This is a genomic window from Arthrobacter sp. M4, from assembly GCF_020251205.1.
In the GTDB taxonomy this organism is placed as follows: Bacteria; Actinomycetota; Actinomycetes; order Actinomycetales; family Micrococcaceae; genus Arthrobacter.
Genome location: NZ_JAIWYX010000016.1, coordinates 1 through 16331, shown reverse-complemented (window position 1 = coordinate 16331; position 16331 = coordinate 1). Strand labels below are relative to the sequence as shown.

Sequence of the window (16331 nt, the reverse complement as noted above, 5' to 3'; positions counted from 1 at the left end):
TCTCGCCGGGCGCTCGGGGGGCGCTAGTGCTGGTCGGCAGCTTTGCTTGGCTGGATCGCCACTTCCTGACCGTCTGCGTCGATCAATTTGCCGTTCTCGAACCGATCGCCGTTTGCGAGGCACGCCAAGTCTTCCTCGCGAACAATACGGCCCGTTCCCGCCACAAAGACGGACTGGTTCTCTGAATTGCCCGCTTTGAGGTGGTTGAAGAGCAGGTTGAGCAGGATCGCCATCACCGCCGCGGAGCTAATTCCCGAGTGGAAGATGGTCCCAAACCACGAGGGGAACTGGTCATAGAACTTGGGTGCGGCAATCGGGATCATGCCAAAGCCAATAGAGGCCGCCACAACAATCAGGTTCATGTTGTTCCGGTACTCCACCTTGGCCAGCGTGCGGATCCCGCTTGCGGCCACCGTCCCAAAAAGTACGACGCCGGCACCGCCCAGGACGGGCGTCGGCACCGCTGCGACCACTCGCCCAAGAACCGGCAGCAGGCCCAAAACCACAAGGATCAGCCCGCCCGCGCTCACCACGAAACGACTCTTGACACCCGTGATGGCTACCAGGCCAACGTTCTGTGCGAAGGCGCTTTGGGTAAACGAATTGAACAGCGGCGAGATGGCACTGGAAAGCATGTCGGCACGCAGGCCATCGCCGATGCGTCGGGCGTCAACCTTGGTGTCGACAATTTCGCCAACCGCAATGATGTCCGCCGACGTCTCGGTCAGGGTCACCAAGATCACGATGAGCATGGAAATGATGGCCGCCGGGTGGAAAGTCGGTGGCCCGAACGCGAACGGCGTGGGGAATGCCAGGATGTCCCCTTGACCCACTGTGGAAAAATCCGCCATTCCGGTAGCAACGGCAATGAGCGTGCCAATGACCATGGCCAGCAGGATGGAGAGCCTTGAGATTGCGGCACTGCCTACCTTGCTTAGCAGAAGGACAATCGCGGTGGTGGCCGCCGCAAGGCCGATGTTTGCCACGCTGCCGTAGTTGGGCGCTTTGTTGTTGCCGCCCATGGCCCAATTCGCAGCAACTGGCATCAGCGTCAGGCCAATCGTGGTGATGACGGTTCCAGTGACTACGGGAGGGAAGAACTTGATGATCCTGGAGAAGATCGGCGTGATAGCCAGGCCGATAAGCGACGCGACAATGACCGCTCCAAAGACGGATTGGATCCCGCCTCCTCCGTTGACGATTGCCACCATGGTGGCGACGCCGGCGAACGATACGCCCTGGACGAGTGGAAGCTGGGAACCGAAGAACCGAATGCCAACGGTCTGGAGGATGGTTGCGAGGCCGCCGACAAACAAGCAGGCCGCAATCAGGACACCGATGTCCTGGGATGACATGCCGGCTGCCGCGCCGATGATCAGGGGTGGGGCAATAATGCCGCCGTACATGGTGAGGACGTGCTGGAATCCATAGGCGAATGTGCTGCCGACGGAGAGGCGCTGGTCTTCGGGGCGGCCTGCTTTAAGGGGCTGGCCGGCATGGTCTGTGGGCGCGCCCTGGCCCGCGGGGTTGGTTTTTCTCTTCACTGCAGACTTCTTCCTTGCATGGCTCACCCGCAGCTGGGCAGCGGGGCCGACGTTGTTATGGCTGGGTCTGAATGGTGGGTCCGCAGCGTCGGTGGTGCATCGGTCCGGACGCGGGCGCGCCCGGACCGATGCCTTCCGTCACTCCGGGGAAAATATTGCTCAGCGAATGCTCAGCAGAATCCGGCGATGCCGCTCCAGGCCACAGGTGCGGCTGCGGTGTTGTCGCGCTGAACGGTGGCTTCAATCAGGCCATACGGGCGATCGGCAGCGTAGAAAACCTCTCCGGGGTTGTCCAGGCCGAACGGGCTGAGGTCCACCAGGAAGTGGTGCTTGTTAGGCATGGAGAACTTGATCTCGTCGATTTCCGCGTGTGCTTCCAGGACCTTCTTGCCCATGTCGAACAGCGTCTGCTGGAGGGCATGCGAATACTTCTCCGTGAAGCCTTCCAGGAGCAGGCCCTTGATATCTTCGTAGCTCTTGTTGAAGTCGATCGCGGCAAAGTCCAGGCCGGTCTTGTAGCGCCAGCGCGTGGAGACATCGGTGGCCAGGATCCGGTCCGTGGTCTCCGGGAGGGTGGTGTACTTGTCCTTCGGGTATCCAACAAACCCGGACTGGGTGGTCTTGAGGACGGTCAGGTCCTTGAGGCCGGACACCACGTGCGTGGTGGCACCATCGCGGACTACGACGGCGGTACGGACTTCCTGCCCATTGCGGACAAAGCTGTGGTCGTGTGGCGCGCCGTGGGCCTGGATACGGTCCCAGGCGAAGAGTTCGGCTTCCCAGCGGCCGCCGGTGACCCAGTCGAACTCAGACGTGAAGTGTCCACTCAGCCGCAGGAGGAACGCCTCGGGAGAGCCGATGCCATCGCGGGCGAAGGCGAAAATGGTGTTTTTCTGAGTGTCGGTTGCAACAACGTGGGCGTTGTCACCCGCCAGATGGGCCGCTTCGAAATCACCGCGCAGCTGCGACGTGACATTCAGGTCCTCGATCTGGTGGCGGTCAGTGTCGCGGGTGACTTTGACGACGCGGACTTCGGCCTTGCCGTACTGGTTATCCCCAAGAACGATGTGGTTGCTCATGGTCATCTCCCAACTTCCGTGATGTGGAACCTACGTTCCATCATTGAAATTAAGCGCGCATTGCAAGCGCGTTTCCGGTGGAGCCGACCCAATAAAAAAGAGCCGGCATCCGTTGATGCCAGCTCATTACGACCCTGCCTGCTGCTCCCAGGTTACGTGACCTGCGCCACGAATTGGAAAGAGCGTAGCTCATGGAGTGCCGTGGTGTACATCACTTCTTCGGAATCGTTATCTGCCTGCCGAATGTGACCGGATGCCGGCGATTGCTGGATGCGACCCATTGACGGGGCGTTTGGTATCCCACTATGCTTTCCATATAACAAAATTGATTTTCCGAATAGCGGAAATATCCCAATTGCGGAAAACATCTACCCATCAACTGTGGAGGAACGAGGAGGAACAGATGGACTCGAAGGACACGAACACCGTCGCGGATTTCCCGGCACCCGGCCAGGAGCTGTACCTGCCGTTCGGTGCCACGGATCCGGACTTCTACATTCCGGCCGACTGTGACCGCAAAACCGGCGGATTCTCCCGCTGGTTGCGCGCGCTCCCGGTATTCGGCCGGCAGCGCCCCTGATATTCCTGCATCGAACGAGGGGCGTAGGACTCTGCGCAACGGAGCCCACGGCGGGCGGCACCTGAGGAGGTGCCGCCCGCCTCTTCTTGCATCGGTTGTTCCCGCGGCGGTCTCTTGTTCGGGACGCCGTGCCGCCTCATCAGGGCTCTTCGCAGCAAGCTGGCTCAGGAACCAGGGCGCCCCGGCCACACCTTGCCCGCCCACGGGTCGTAGTGGGCGATGAGTTCCTCCTGAGGCGGACGCTCAGCTTCGGGGACGTGCTGCAAGTTCACTCGCACCCTGTACCAGAGCGAGCTCGATCCGCGCATTCCGTCCACCAGCACATCGGCGGGATGCAAAGAGGGGACAACGTCTGAATGCCGTGACTTCCACTCATCGAGCGCCGCCAGCGCCTCGGGCTTGGTCTTAGTACGGGCCACCTCGATCAGCGGCATCACCGATTGCCTGCGACCTGAGCCGTCGCCACCCTGACCGTTCCCGCCCCGCGGCGGCTTCTCAGCGGGGCCGAGCTCCGCAGCCAGTGCGAGGAGCCCATCGAGGGCGCCCACGGCGTCATCGATGCCTGCGTGGGGGTCGCCCACGTCGGCGAAGCGCCCAGGCACTGTTTGGACCGTGAATTGTTCCGGCCGTGCGGAGCGGACTTCGTCCCAGGCGAGCGGCGTCGAGACCCGGGCATCCGGCAGGGGTCGGATCGAGTATGCGGATGCCACGGTTCGGTCCTTTGCGTTCTGGTTGAAGTCGACAAAGACGCTCTCGCCGCGTTCCTCCTTCCACCACCGTGCCGTGGCCAAGCCGGGAGCGCGGTTCTCCACCTCCCGGGCCAAGGTTTCCGCGGCGAGGCGCACGTCGCGGTACGACCACTGCGGCGCGATGCGCACCAGGATATGGAGTCCGCGCGACCCGCTGGTTTTCGGCCACCCCACGAGTCCCACGTCGTCGAGCACCTCCTGCGCAACATAGGCGACGTCCACGATTTGCGACCAGTCGACCCCCGGCATCGGGTCAAGGTCCACCCGGAGTTCGTCGGGGTGCTCCAGATCCTCAGCGCGAACCGGATGCGGGTTGAGGTCGAGGCAGCCAAGATTCACAACCCACGCCAGGCCTGCGGCATCCCGTATGACGGCTTCCTCCGCCGACGTCCCGGAAGCGTAGCGCAGCGTTGCGGTGTCGATGAAGACCGGATGGTTTTCAGGGACGCGCTTCTGGAAGAACGCCTCCGCATCGATGCCCTTCGGGAAACGCTTGAGAACCATGGGTCGGCCGCCGGCACCGCGCAGTGCGCCATCCGCCACGGCGAGGTAGTAGCGCACCAGGTTCAGCTTCGTGAGCCCTGGCTCAGGGAACACCACCTTGTCAGGGTTCGAAATGCGAACCTCGACGCCGTCGATGTCGAGTATTTCGGCCGGGGTCTTCGACGGGCTCATGCGGCCACGCTAGCAACGATTCGCCGTCATTTCGATGGTTCCCCGGAGCGCGGATGTTGAGCAACATGATCAGGCCGGGGATCTTCCAATCGGGCGAGCCATAGCGGGCTAGCCTTGAACCAGCTTTCGTGCCGCTTCGGAGTGCTCGGCAACCAACCGCGCAACGTCCAGGCCTGGAATGGTGCCATCCACAACCCGCCATTCCCCGCCCACCATGACGCGGTCGGCGCGATCGGCACCGCATAACAGGAGCGCCGCAACGGGGTCGTGGCTTCCGGAGAACTTCAGCTCGTCCAGGCGGAACAGCGCCAGGTCGGCCTGCATCCCGGGAGCCAACTGCCCGACGTCGGACCTTCCCAAAGCGGCGGCCGAGCCGCGCGTCGCCCAGGTGAGCGCCCGCTCCACCGCGACGCCGGCGCCGTAGCGGAGCCGTTGAAGATAGAGGGCCTGGCGCGCTTCGAGGATCATGTTGGATGCGTCGTTGGAAGCCGAGCCGTCCACGCCGACTCCTACGGGAACGCCAGCCGCTTCCAGTTCCAGCACGCGCGCGGTGCCGGAGGCCAGCCGCATGTTCGACGTCGGACAATGGGCGACGGCGGTGCCCGCGGCTCCCAGCCGCGGGATTTCCGTGTTGTTGAAATGGATTCCGTGGCCGAGCCACGTCCGGTTGCCCAGCCATCCGACGCTTTCCAAGTAATCCACGGTACGAAGGCCGAACATCTCCCGGCAGAAATCTTCCTCGTCCTTGGTTTCCGCAAGATGGGTGTGCAGGCGAACATCGCGGCGCTCAGCCAACGCGGCAGTCTCCGCCATGGTTTCCTTTGTCACGGAGAACGGTGAGCAGGGCGCCAACGCGATCTGGATGAAGGCCCCCTCGCCGCGCTCGTGGTAAGCGTCGATGAGCCGCTCGCTGTCGGCCAGGATCGCGTCCGCATCCTGGACCGTTTCCCGGGGCGGCAGGCCGCCGTCGTCTTCTCCGAGTGTCATGGAGCCGCGGGTGAGCGTGGCCCTAATGCCCATTTCCCGTACCACCGCAACCTCCAGATCTATTGCGTTCCCAAGGCCGGAGGGGAAGAGGTAGTGATGGTCAGCAGTGGTTGTACAACCTGACAGCAGCAATTCAGCGACGGCCACTTTCACTGCGATGGCCAGGGCGTCGGGGGTCAGCCGCGCCCACACAGGATAGAGGTTCTGCAGCCAGGGGAACAGGGGAGCATTGGCCACCGGAGCCCAGGCCCGGGTGAGTGTTTGGTAGAAGTGGTGGTGCGCATTGATGAGCCCCGGCGTCACCACGTGGGTTCCAGCATCAAAAACGCTGTCCCAGGGTTCCATCGGATATCCGCCGGCGGGTACCAGTTCCGCGATCCGGCCGTCGCTTACCACCAGGCCGCCGCGGGCATCCAGTTCGTTGGCCGTGAAAATACCCAGGGGATTCTTGATCCAAAGCCTGCGGTGCGGGGTTGAAAGGGCCATGTGCGTCCTTGTCTGGTAGTCGGTGTTCGCTATCCAGCTCAGTGAGGCCCTGTCTGCTGATCCAGGTCCCGGCGCCAGCCGGTGGCCCCAGCGTAGGAGGCCGGCGATTCCGCGTCAATGTGACTGAGGTTCGACGCGTTGCCCCAAACGGCCGTTTTGCCGCCCTGAAAAACGGCCGTTTGCGGCAATCGGGCACCCACAACTAGCCCCGCGTACCCCGGAAATGCGGCACAGGCAATTAGTAATCTCGCATGATGAAATATTTTTTTCAGAAAACTATGGCGCGGCTCACATCCACAGTGCTACTGTCATATCTGCCAAAGGCGGGCCCCCGGATCTCGGGAAGCTATCTACCAGGCGCAACTTAACCTTCACCACATATGCTGAAGCCTGGTAGCGAAGCACTGGAACATTCCCGTCAGCATCAAACTGTTGTTTGCTTTGGTTCACCCGGCTTCCCAGCACTAAAGGGAGTCGCATCATGAGTACCACCGTCACGGCCGAGCAATTCCTGGCCACGTCAATTGGCCTTGCAACAGCCAATGTCCTCAGCAGCGGCGGACCATTTGGTGCCGTCGTCGTCACGGCCGATGGCCAGGCGTTCGAGGGCGTCAACCGCGTTACAGCCAACAATGACCCCACGGCCCACGCCGAGGTCACGGCCATCCGCAACGCCTGCACCCAGCTGGATACATTCGACCTCAGCGGGGCAACCCTTTACACCAGCTGCGAGCCATGCCCCATGTGCCTGGCCTCAGCACTCTGGGCCCGCATCGACCGGGTCTTCTACGCCGCGGACCGCCACGACGCAGCCTCTGTGGGCTTCGACGACGCCATGTTCTACGAGTACTTCGAGAACAACAACCGTGAACTAATGCCCGTCTCCAAATTGGAGATCGCAGATCCAGACGCACCGGCCATCCTGGAGCCGTTCAACACCTGGAACACCCTCGAATCCAGGATCGACTACTAGAGGCCACGGTGTCTGAAATGACCATCCTGGACAACCACTCCGACAAGCCGGCAGTTGCAGAGCGGGAAGCCGCGCAACGAACCACCGGATTCCAAAAGCCTGGATTCCAAAAACCCGGACCCCAAAAGCCAAGCTCCGTCCTGGACAGCTTCTTCCAGGTCACTAAGCGCGGCTCCACCATAGCCCGCGAATTCCGCGGCGGTCTGGTCACCTTCTTCACGATGGCCTACATCGTGATCCTCAACCCGCTCATCCTGGGCGGCTTCTCTCCGGAAAACGCCCCCACCGACGTCGCTGGCGGCTGGCTCTCCGCAGCCCAGGTAGGTGCCGTGACAGGCCTGACGGCGGGTGTCATGACCATCCTGTTCGGCCTCATAGCCAACCTGCCGTTCGGCCTCGCAGCAGGCCTGGGCATCAACTCGTTCCTAGCCGTGGCGGTGATCCACGAGGTGACCTGGCCCGAGGCCATGGGCCTGGTGGTCATCAACGGCATCCTGATTGTGCTGTTCGGCGTCACCGGCGCGCGGACCGCCATCTTCAAAGCCGTGCCCAAGGAACTCAAGGCCGCCATCACGGTGGGCATCGGCCTGTTCATTGCCTTCATCGGCTTTGTGGACTCCGGCTTTGTGCGCCGCACCCAGGGCGGACCCCCGGTCCAGCTCGGCGAAGGCGGATCCATCACGTCCATTCCCACGCTCGTCTTCATCGCGGGCCTGCTGGTGATGGGGATCCTGGTGGCCCGCAAGATTCAGGGCGGCCTCCTGATCGGAATCGTCGCCACCACGGCGTTGGCCGCCATCGTCGAGGCCGTGATGCACATCGGCCCATCCAGCGCGGACAACCCGGGCGGCTGGCACCTCAACACCCCGGTTCTGTCCGGCCAACTGGTGTCCGTGCCTGACCTGGGCCTCGTGGGACAGTTCGACCTGTTCGGCTCCTTCGGCAGGATCGGCGGCCTGGCTGCGACGATGCTGGTCTTCACCCTGGTGTTCACCAACTTCTTCGACGCCATGGGCACCATGACTGGCCTGGCCAAGAGCGCCGGGGTTTCCTACAAGGACGGCACCTTCCCCCGGCTGAAATCCGCGTTCATCGTTGAAGGCCTCGGCGCTGTTGCCGGCGGTGCGACCTCGGGCTCCTCCAACACTGTGTACATCGACTCGGCTGCCGGTATCGGCGAAGGGGCACGCACAGGCTTGGCGTCCGTGGTCACCGGTGCACTATTCCTGGGCTCGATGTTCCTGACCCCGTTGACGTCGGTGGTACCGCTCGAAGTGGCTGCGGCTGCGTTGGTGGTGGTGGGTGCCATGATGATGGCGCAGATCCGCGAGATCAATTTCAGCAAGTTCTCAGTGGCCCTCCCTGCGTTCCTGACCATTGTCACCATGCCGCTGAGCTACTCGATCGCCAACGGCATCGGCGTCGGGTTCGTTTCCTGGGCTGTGATCAGTGCGGCTTCGGGACGATTCCGCAAGGTCCATCCCTTGATGTGGGCAGTCACGCTGGGCTTCGTGGTGTACTTCGCCCGCGGACCGATTAACGCCCTCCTGGGAGTCTGACCGGGCCGGCACAAACGTCCCCTTCGTGGGGCGAACTCCGGTGGTCCAAAGCTGTAGCCGCATTGAATAGGCACTTGTTGTCGGCCGGATGGGCCTCTCCACTCCGCGGAGAGGCTCACCGAAAACTACGACGACGGGTGGCGGCGCCGCTCCTCCCGCCCGAAAAGCCTGGTGTCCGGGAGCCTGGATTCGACCGGGAGCCTGGTATCGACCGGGTGCCTGGTGTCGACCGGGTGCCTGGTGTCGACCGGGTGCCTGGTGTCGACCGGGTGCCTGGTGTCGACCGGGCGGCCTGGTATCGACCGGGCAGTCGGGACTGGCGAAAGGGCGGGAGGAGTGGCAGCGGACGGACCGCCATTGGGCCGGGGCAGAGGAGGAACTGCCCCGGCCCTCCAAAATGTGGCCCCGCCAAATGCCCCGCCAAATGCCCCGCCAAATATGGGTCCCACCAAATGTGGGGTTCCGCCACATGTTTTCCTCCACAGACTTTTCTAGCGCCCTGGCCCTTAACACAAAGCCGAGAACAAATCCCGCGTCGGATTGCCACTCAGGTGAGAATATGGGGCTTAGGTCGCGCTGCTGCTCTGGCCGGACCCTGCTGACGTCGATCACGGCGCGGGGAAGGGCCCGAATCTCACGGGTAAAGGAAGTGTTGCCATGCTGGATCTGATGCAGTCACTGCGCAGCTGGCCTCCGGCTGTGTCCGGCGAACGTTGCGCGGTGGCCACTATCGTCGCCGCGGCGGGCTCGGTACCGCGGCCGCTGGGGACATCGATGATCGTTTCCGAGCACGGTGAGATCCTCGGCAGCCTGTCCGGGGGTTGCGTGGAAGGGGCCGTCGTCGAATCCGCGCTGGAAGCCATGCGCTGCGGAAGCAGCAGGCTGGAGTCGTTCGGCTACAGCGCAGAAGACGCGTTCGCGGCCGGTCTGAGCTGCGGGGGCGAGCTGGACATCCACATCCAACCGTTTCCTGTCGGCGGGCTGCATGAGCTGGGCTTCGTGGGCAAGCAGGGGTCCCAGGTCACAGTCCATCCAGCCGGCACTCGGCCAGAAGTCGGCTCTCGTGCGGACTCACCGTCCACAACTCCCGCGGCACTGATCCGCCGCCTCGACGCGCCGCGTTCCGCCGTCGTCGTCTATGATCCCGTGGCGTTCAGCGTCACGGAGTCATCGGCGCTGGCCACCCTCCTGGACGACGACGCCGGGCTGGTGCGGGCCGCTGCCGCCCAGCTTGGGCCGCTGCTCAGGGGAGGCAGGGCCGGGCTGGTGAGGCTGTCGCCGTCGGACGGCTGCGGCGTTGCCGGTTCCATTGGTCGAGCCGATGGCGCCTCGCCACTCCCGGAGCCGGTCACCCTGTTCGTGGAGTCGAGGTTGCCGCCGGCCCGCATGCTGATCTTCGGGGCGAACGACTTTGGGGCAGCCCTGCTCCCGGCCGCGAGGCTCCTCGGGTACCACGTCACCTTGTGCGACGCCCGCGTCGCTTTCGCCAGCCAGGACCGCTTCCGCGACGCCGACGAAGTCGCTACCGAATGGCCGCACCTCTACCTGCAAAAAGAGGCCGAGCAGGGCGGGATCGATGCTCGTACCGTGATCTGCGTCCTGACGCACGACCCCAAGTTCGACATCCCGTTACTGGAAACCGCCCTGCGACTGCCCGTTGCCTACGTAGGCGCGATGGGGTCAAGGCGAAGCCACCGGCACCGTATCGAAGCCCTTTTGGACGCTGGTACTTCCGCGGAGGCCCTGTCCAGGCTGCATTCGCCGATCGGCCTTGACCTGGGTGCCGTGACGCCCGCAGAAGTGGCGGTGTCTATCACCGCGGAAATCGTCGCGGCGCGGGGCCGGGGAAGCCTGGCGCCACTCAAGGACGGCACAGGCCCGATCCATTCAGCGGAGCCGCTATTCGACGCCGCACCACAAAGCATCCACCCAAACCGCCAGGAGGAGTCATGGACCTGAACACAATCGAGGCCGTGGTGCCAACCACCGACCCTTCCGATTGGCGTGAAGGCGACGCCTGGCTCGCCGGCGGCACGGTGCTCTTTTCCTACGGAAGCACAGTCCTGAAGCGGCTCCTCGACCTAGGCAACGCAGGCTGGCCTGCCGTGACGGTGCGGGACGACGGCATCGAACTTGCAGCCACGTGCACCGTCGCGGAGCTCTACGAGCTGCCCGAGCGGATTGCGGGCTCGCCGAACGGAACGCCCTGGCCGGCGCTGGAACTGATTAGGCCCTGCTGCGACGCCTTTGTGGCCTCTTTCAAGGTGTGGAATATGTCCACAGTGGGCGGAAACATCTGCACCTCGCTTCCTGCCGGGCCCATGATCTCCCTGTGTGCAGGCCTGGATGCCACAGCAACAATCCTTGGCCCGGGCGGCACGCAGCGCACGGTTCCTGTTGCGGACTTCGTGTTGGGGGATGGCCGCAACGTCCTGGAAACGGGGGAGCTGCTACGCAGCATCCACTTGCCAGCCAATACCTTGGTCTCGCGGCCTGCGTTCAGGCGGCTTTCGCTGAGCAATCTGGGCCGCTCCGGCGCGTTGCTGATTGGCCGGGGAGATCCCGACGGCGGCTTCGTCCTGACTATCACAGCCTCAACCAAGCGTCCGGTCCAGTTGAGATTCGATGGTTCGGCGCTGCCGGACGCGGCAGGGTTGGCACAAGCCCTCGACGCCGCGATTCCCGCCGAGCTTTACCACGACGACATCCACGGGCTTCCCGAATGGCGTCGCGACATGAGCTACCGGCTGGCAGAGGAGATCCGGGCAGAACTCTTCGAGCCCGGTCCGGCACGAGTTACCGGCGACTTCTGGGGAATAGGACCGGATGCTCCGGGGAGACCAGTTCCGCAAAGAGGTCGCGCCCACACGCTGTCCCCGCAAGCTTCCACCCAGCCGACCACCCCGAAGAAGGAGGCCTGAGCATGACTATCGAGATCAACGGCGCCGCCATGGAAGCCACACCACGCCCGGGCCAGTGCTTGCGCACCTTCCTCCGCGAGCAGGGAAACTTCGGTGTCAGGAAGGGTTGCGACGGTGGCGACTGCGGCGCGTGCACAGTCCACGTCGACGGCGTCCCGGTGCATAGCTGCATCTACCCTGCTGTCCGCGCCGAAGGCCGCTCGGTCACCACCATCGAAGGGCTCTCGGACGGCGACCTATTGCACCCCGTCCAGCAACAGTTCCTGGACAATCAAGGCTTCCAGTGTGGTTTCTGCACGGCGGGCATGATCATGACCGCGGCCACGTTCTCCGACGAGCAGCGAGACAACCTGCCCCGCAACCTCAAGGGCAACCTTTGCCGCTGCACCGGGTACCGTTCCATCGCGGACTCCGTCTGCGGTGTTCCCACCGCTGCCGCAACCACCACAGCAGCCGATTCAGCCGCCAACGACGACGGCGGGCAGCGACGCCTGGAGGCGCGCCCAGATTCCGGCCGCCTTGGCGAGAATGCACCCGCTCCGGCGGGACGGGTCGTCGTCACCGGTGCCGCCCGCTACACGCTGGACGTTCCCTCAGAGGAACTGCCCGGTCTGTTGCACCTCAAGCTGCTGCGCTCGCCGCACGCCCACGCGCGCATTGTGTCCATCGATGCCAGTGACGCCCTGAAAATCCCCGGCGTAGTGGCAGTTTTCACTCACGAGGATTCGCCAACCCAGCTATTCTCCACCGCGCAGCACGAGCTCTACACGGACGATCCGGACGACACCCGCGTCCTGGACAACGTGGTGCGCTTCATCGGCCAGCGCGTCGCGGCAGTCGTGGCCGAAACGGTTGCGGCGGCAGAGGCCGGGACCCGGGCCATCGCCGTCGAATATGAGGTCCTGGACGCCGTCCACAGCCCGGAGGAAGCAATGCAGCCCGGCGCGCCGGCGATCCACGGCGACAAGGACTCCGAAGAGTCCCGAATCTCCCGGCCCGCAAACAATGTCGCAGCCGAACTGCACTCGGAACTCGGCGACGTGGAAGCCGGCTTCAGGGCCGCCGACATCATCCATGAACGCACGTACAAGACCCATCGCGTGCAGCACGTCGCCCTGGAAACCCACTCATCCATCGCCTGGATGGACGACGAGGACCGGCTGGTGGTCCGTTCGTCCAGCCAGGTTCCCTTCCTGGTCAAGCGTACGCTCAGCCGTCTGTTCGAGCTGCCCGAAGATCGTGTCCGCGTGGTCGCGGGCAGGGTAGGCGGTGGTTTTGGCAGCAAGCAGGAGGTGCTCACCGAGGACCTTGTGGCGCTCGCGGCCCTGAGGCTGCGCCGGCCCGTCCAGGTGGAATTCACCCGCACTGAACAATTTACGTCCACCACCACACGCCACCCCTTCACTATCCACCTCAAGGCGGGCGCCAGTCGGGACGGCCATTTGACCGCGATACAGCTCGAGGTCCTCAGCGACACCGGGGCGTACGGAAACCATGCACCGGGCGTGATGTTCCACGGCTGTGGGGAGTCCCTGGCCGTCTACAAGTGCGCCAACAAGAAGGTGGACGCCCATGCCGTTTACACCAACACGGTGCCGTCCGGAGCGTTCCGTGGCTACGGCCTGAGCCAAATGATCTTCGCCATCGAATCCGGAATCGACGAACTGGCGGCAGGCATCGGCATGGATCCGTTGGAATTCAGGCTGCTGAACATGGTCCGCGACGGTGACGACATGCTGTCCACCAGCCCGGAGCCGGAAGAAGACGTGCACTACGGCAGCTACGGCCTGGATCAGTGCGTCGCCTTGGTGCGGGACGCCCTGGACCGTGGGCGGGATCGGTACGTCGCAGCCGGACTCGACGATCTGGGGCCCGAGTGGGTTACCGGAACCGGGGCTGCGCTGTCCATGATCGACACCGTTCCCCCGCGTGGCCACTACGCCCACACGCGGTTGGCCCTCCTTCCGGACGGAACGTACGGCGCCGCCGTCGGAACCGCCGAGTTCGGCAACGGCACCACCACGGTCCACGCCCAATTGGCGGCGACGGCGCTTGGTACCTCGGCGGCAGACGTCGCCGTCCGGCAGTCCGACACTGACCTGGTAACGCACGACACGGGAGCCTTTGGCTCTACCGGTACCGTGGTGGCTGGGAAGGCGACACTGGCCGCAGCGGAGGAGCTGTCCACTAAGATCCGTGGATTTGCAGCTGGCCTCCTGGGCTTGAAACAAGCGGATTGCCACTTGAATGGACGAACGGTTGACTGCGCAGGACACGTTGTTCCGCTGGCGGAGCTCTACCACAAAGCCCGGAAGCAGGGCATTGATCTGACCGCGGAGGGACACTGGGGCGGGACGCCTCGCTCGGTTGCCTTTAATGTCCATGGCTTCCGCGTGGCTGTTAACACTGGCACCGGTGAATTGCGGATCCTGCAAAGCGTGCAGGCAGCGGACGCGGGCGTCGTGGTCAATCCGAGGCAATGCCGCGGCCAGATCGAAGGAGGCATCGCCCAAGCACTCGGCGCTGCGCTCTACGAAGAGGTCCGAGTGGACGAGCAAGGCAGTGTGACCACCGACATCCTCCGGCAGTATCACATCCCCAGCTTCGCGGACGTTCCCAGGAGCGAGATCTACTTCGCCAAGACCAACGACGCCCTGGGTCCGCTCGGTGCCAAGTCGATGAGCGAAAGCCCGTTCAACCCTGTGGCGCCGGCCCTGGCGAATGCCATCCGCAACGCGACCGGGATCCGCTTCTCCGAGCTGCCCATTGCCCGGGACCGGATCTACCTGGCCCTGCGGGAACAGGCAGCCATGGCCTCAGCGGCGGCCGAGGCCGCCGCCTAAGTCGCCGCTCAGGCTGCAGGCGTGAAGCCGCGACTAAGGGGCACCGGGCGGCAGGCCGGCGTCGAACCCGTCCAGCAAATGAAGCTGGGCGGGAGTGTCGACGTCGGCACCGCCTTCCGGTCCGGCAACTTCCGTGCAGTCGACGACGTCGACGAGTTCAGGGTGCGCGGCCAGGAAAGCACGGGCACCTGCGTCGCCGATAGCAGAGTTCGCGGCTTCCTTTACGAGTTCGGCGTCGAACAGGATGGGGTGGCCGCGACGAAGGGTGCCGTCGGGAGCCCTGAAACCGGCAGCGGTGACCCTCCCGGGCTGGTGTTGATTGATGAGTAGCGAAACGACGGCGGGTGTGAGGCCGGGCTGGTCCACCAACGCCACCAGGACATTGTGCCCTTGGGCGGGTTCCTGGGCTGCAGCCATGGCCAGGCGGAAAGAACCGCCCATCCCATCGACCCAATTTTCGTTCACCAGCACGCGGTGCCGGCCAAGGTCCGTTTTCGCCTGGACGTTGGACGCGTCTGCGCCGAGCACAACAAGAACCTCGCGGCAACCGCCGCCGAGCAGGGTGTCCGCGAGGACTTCAACCAATGTCCTACCGCGGAAGGGGAGTAGCGCCTTGGGGCCGCGCCCCAGCCGTGTGCCTGCTCCAGCCGCTAGCAGGACGCCGATGGGCGGAGTTCCCTCACGTTCACCGCCGCCTGAAAGGCTACGTTTCGAAGCGCTTTCCGCAGGGTTTTCCTGGGGTGTTCTGGGGGTCATGGATCCACCTTAGATCCGCGCGGAAGAGTGAGGACGGGATACATTCCCAGCCAGTACTATGCAACAGCGGGAATACATGCTAAATCATGTTTCCTGTAGGTGAATTTAATGGGCTACCGGCCGGTAGGTCTTTCGGAGGCCGAAAGTCATAGCTATCCTCTAATGAGACTCCGGGTCTCACAACGCAGCGAGTCCTTTTCAAAAGACCGGTGGGGCGCAATGAAGCATCCGCACTGAGAAAGTAGGGTCAATTGTCGGGCACTTTTGAGATTTCCATGGCGGGAGAAGGCACGTTTAGGTTCCGGCTCAAGGCAGACGATGGAACTGTGGTTGCCATTTCCCCCAGGTTCCCGGACATCAAGTCAGTGGTGGCTGGAATTACGGCCGTCCGGGAAAACGCAGCCACCGGCTTTGTTGTTGACAGGCGCGCAGTAGGCGCCAGCTAGGTACTTCAGTCACTTCAGCCCGCCCCGGGTTTGCGTCCAGACGATCGGCTCGCCACATCATGTTGGGGGGATCATCTGGACACAAACCCGCGGGCTGTGTTTTGAACAGACCGCTAGGAATCGCCGCCAGTGTTGCCGGTGGTTCCAGCATTAACATCCAGGAGCTTGTAGCGATCCATCGCATACGCCGGCGCTCCGGCGTCCACTTCGCCCCGTGCAGCAAGGAGCTGGAGGGCCTTCACCACAATTGAATGGGTGTCGATCTTGAAGTGGCGCCGGGCGGCCGCGCGGGTGTCCGCGAAGCCGAACTCGTCCGCGCCGAGGGTTGCGAAGTCGTTGGGCACGAATTGGCGGATCTGGTCCGGGACTGCCTTCATGTAGTCACTGACCGCAACAACCGGGCCATTGTGGTCCTTCAGCTTTTCAGCAATAAACGGCGTGTGCGGTTCTTCGCCCGGGTTGAGGAAGGCATGTTCCTCAGCGGCGAGTCCGTCGCGCCGCAGTTCGTTCCAGCTGGTCACTGAGAAGACATCCGCGCTGACTCCCCAATCCTGCTTGAGCAGGGCTTGCGCTTCCAGCGCCCACGGCACCGCAACACCCGAGGCAAGGATGTGCGTCCGAGGACTGTTTCCGGCGTCCTCCTCCACGGCTGGCGACAGTTTGTAGATGCCTTTGAGGAGGCCTTCTGTGTCGAGGTTTTCGGGTTCGGCGGGTTGGGTGATGGGTTCGTTGT

General features: G+C 63.7%; 12 protein-coding genes and 1 pseudogene. 7 read left to right on the top strand and 6 right to left on the bottom strand.

From position 1 onward, the window contains the following. Positions 1-23: 23 nt before the first annotated feature. Complete coding sequence (locus LD110_RS19580; RefSeq protein WP_225501339.1) at positions 24-1544, bottom strand: nucleobase:cation symporter-2 family protein; 1521 nt, start codon at positions 1542-1544, stop codon at positions 24-26. A gap of 170 nt (positions 1545-1714) precedes the next feature. Next, on the bottom strand, positions 1715-2629 hold the full coding sequence (pucL, locus tag LD110_RS19575; RefSeq protein WP_225501337.1) for a factor-independent urate hydroxylase: 915 nt from the start codon (positions 2627-2629) through the stop codon (positions 1715-1717). A gap of 397 nt (positions 2630-3026) precedes the next feature. On the opposite strand from pucL, the gene LD110_RS19570 reads away from it, so the two are divergent. Continuing rightward, positions 3027-3203, top strand: a complete 177-nt coding sequence (locus tag LD110_RS19570) for a hypothetical protein (RefSeq protein ID WP_225501335.1) — start codon at positions 3027-3029, stop codon at positions 3201-3203. Positions 3204-3367: 164 nt separating this feature from the next. Here the strand turns inward: LD110_RS19570 and ligD are convergent, their stop codons facing one another. Further along, positions 3368-4627: a non-homologous end-joining DNA ligase gene (ligD, locus tag LD110_RS19565; protein WP_225501333.1), complete on the bottom strand. Its 1260-nt coding sequence runs from the start codon at positions 4625-4627 to the stop codon at positions 3368-3370. 108 nt (positions 4628-4735) lie between these two features. Further along, positions 4736-6100 (bottom strand): 8-oxoguanine deaminase, encoded by a 1365-nt coding sequence (locus LD110_RS19560; RefSeq protein WP_225501331.1) that lies wholly within the window; start codon positions 6098-6100, stop codon positions 4736-4738. Between the two features lie 481 nt (positions 6101-6581). On the opposite strand from LD110_RS19560, the gene LD110_RS19555 reads away from it, so the two are divergent. The 5 genes from LD110_RS19555 to LD110_RS19535 all read left to right on the top strand — a co-directional run bounded on the left by LD110_RS19555 (position 6582) and on the right by LD110_RS19535 (position 14396). Beyond that, positions 6582-7073 (top strand): nucleoside deaminase, encoded by a 492-nt coding sequence (locus tag LD110_RS19555; protein WP_225501329.1) that lies wholly within the window; start codon positions 6582-6584, stop codon positions 7071-7073. Between the two features lie 17 nt (positions 7074-7090). Then, positions 7091-8632, top strand: a complete 1542-nt coding sequence (locus LD110_RS19550; protein ID WP_225501327.1) for an NCS2 family permease — start codon at positions 7091-7093, stop codon at positions 8630-8632. A 657-nt stretch (positions 8633-9289) separates the two neighbouring features. Next, a complete protein-coding gene (locus LD110_RS19545; RefSeq protein WP_225501325.1) occupies positions 9290-10591 on the top strand; it encodes an XdhC family protein in 1302 nt (433 codons plus the stop codon). Continuing rightward, a complete protein-coding gene (locus tag LD110_RS19540) occupies positions 10582-11553 on the top strand; it encodes a xanthine dehydrogenase family protein subunit M (protein WP_225501324.1) in 972 nt (323 codons plus the stop codon). Before LD110_RS19545 ends, LD110_RS19540 begins: the two co-directional genes overlap by 10 nt. A gap of 2 nt (positions 11554-11555) precedes the next feature. After that, positions 11556-14396, top strand: coding sequence for a molybdopterin cofactor-binding domain-containing protein (locus LD110_RS19535; protein ID WP_225501321.1), 2841 nt, complete (start codon positions 11556-11558; stop codon positions 14394-14396). Positions 14397-14429: 33 nt separating this feature from the next. On the opposite strand, the gene nboR is transcribed toward LD110_RS19535, so the two are convergent. Then, complete coding sequence (gene nboR / locus LD110_RS19530) at positions 14430-15152, bottom strand: nicotine blue oxidoreductase (protein ID WP_225501320.1); 723 nt, start codon at positions 15150-15152, stop codon at positions 14430-14432. 251 nt (positions 15153-15403) lie between these two features. Here nboR and LD110_RS19525 point away from each other — a divergent pair, with 251 nt between their 5' ends. Beyond that, positions 15404-15598, top strand: a complete 195-nt coding sequence (locus LD110_RS19525) for a DUF1508 domain-containing protein (protein ID WP_225501318.1) — start codon at positions 15404-15406, stop codon at positions 15596-15598. 113 nt (positions 15599-15711) lie between these two features. Here the strand turns inward: LD110_RS19525 and LD110_RS19520 are convergent. After that, positions 15712-16331 (bottom strand): annotated as a pseudogene (locus LD110_RS19520) (pyruvate dehydrogenase (acetyl-transferring), homodimeric type); the annotation flags it as partial.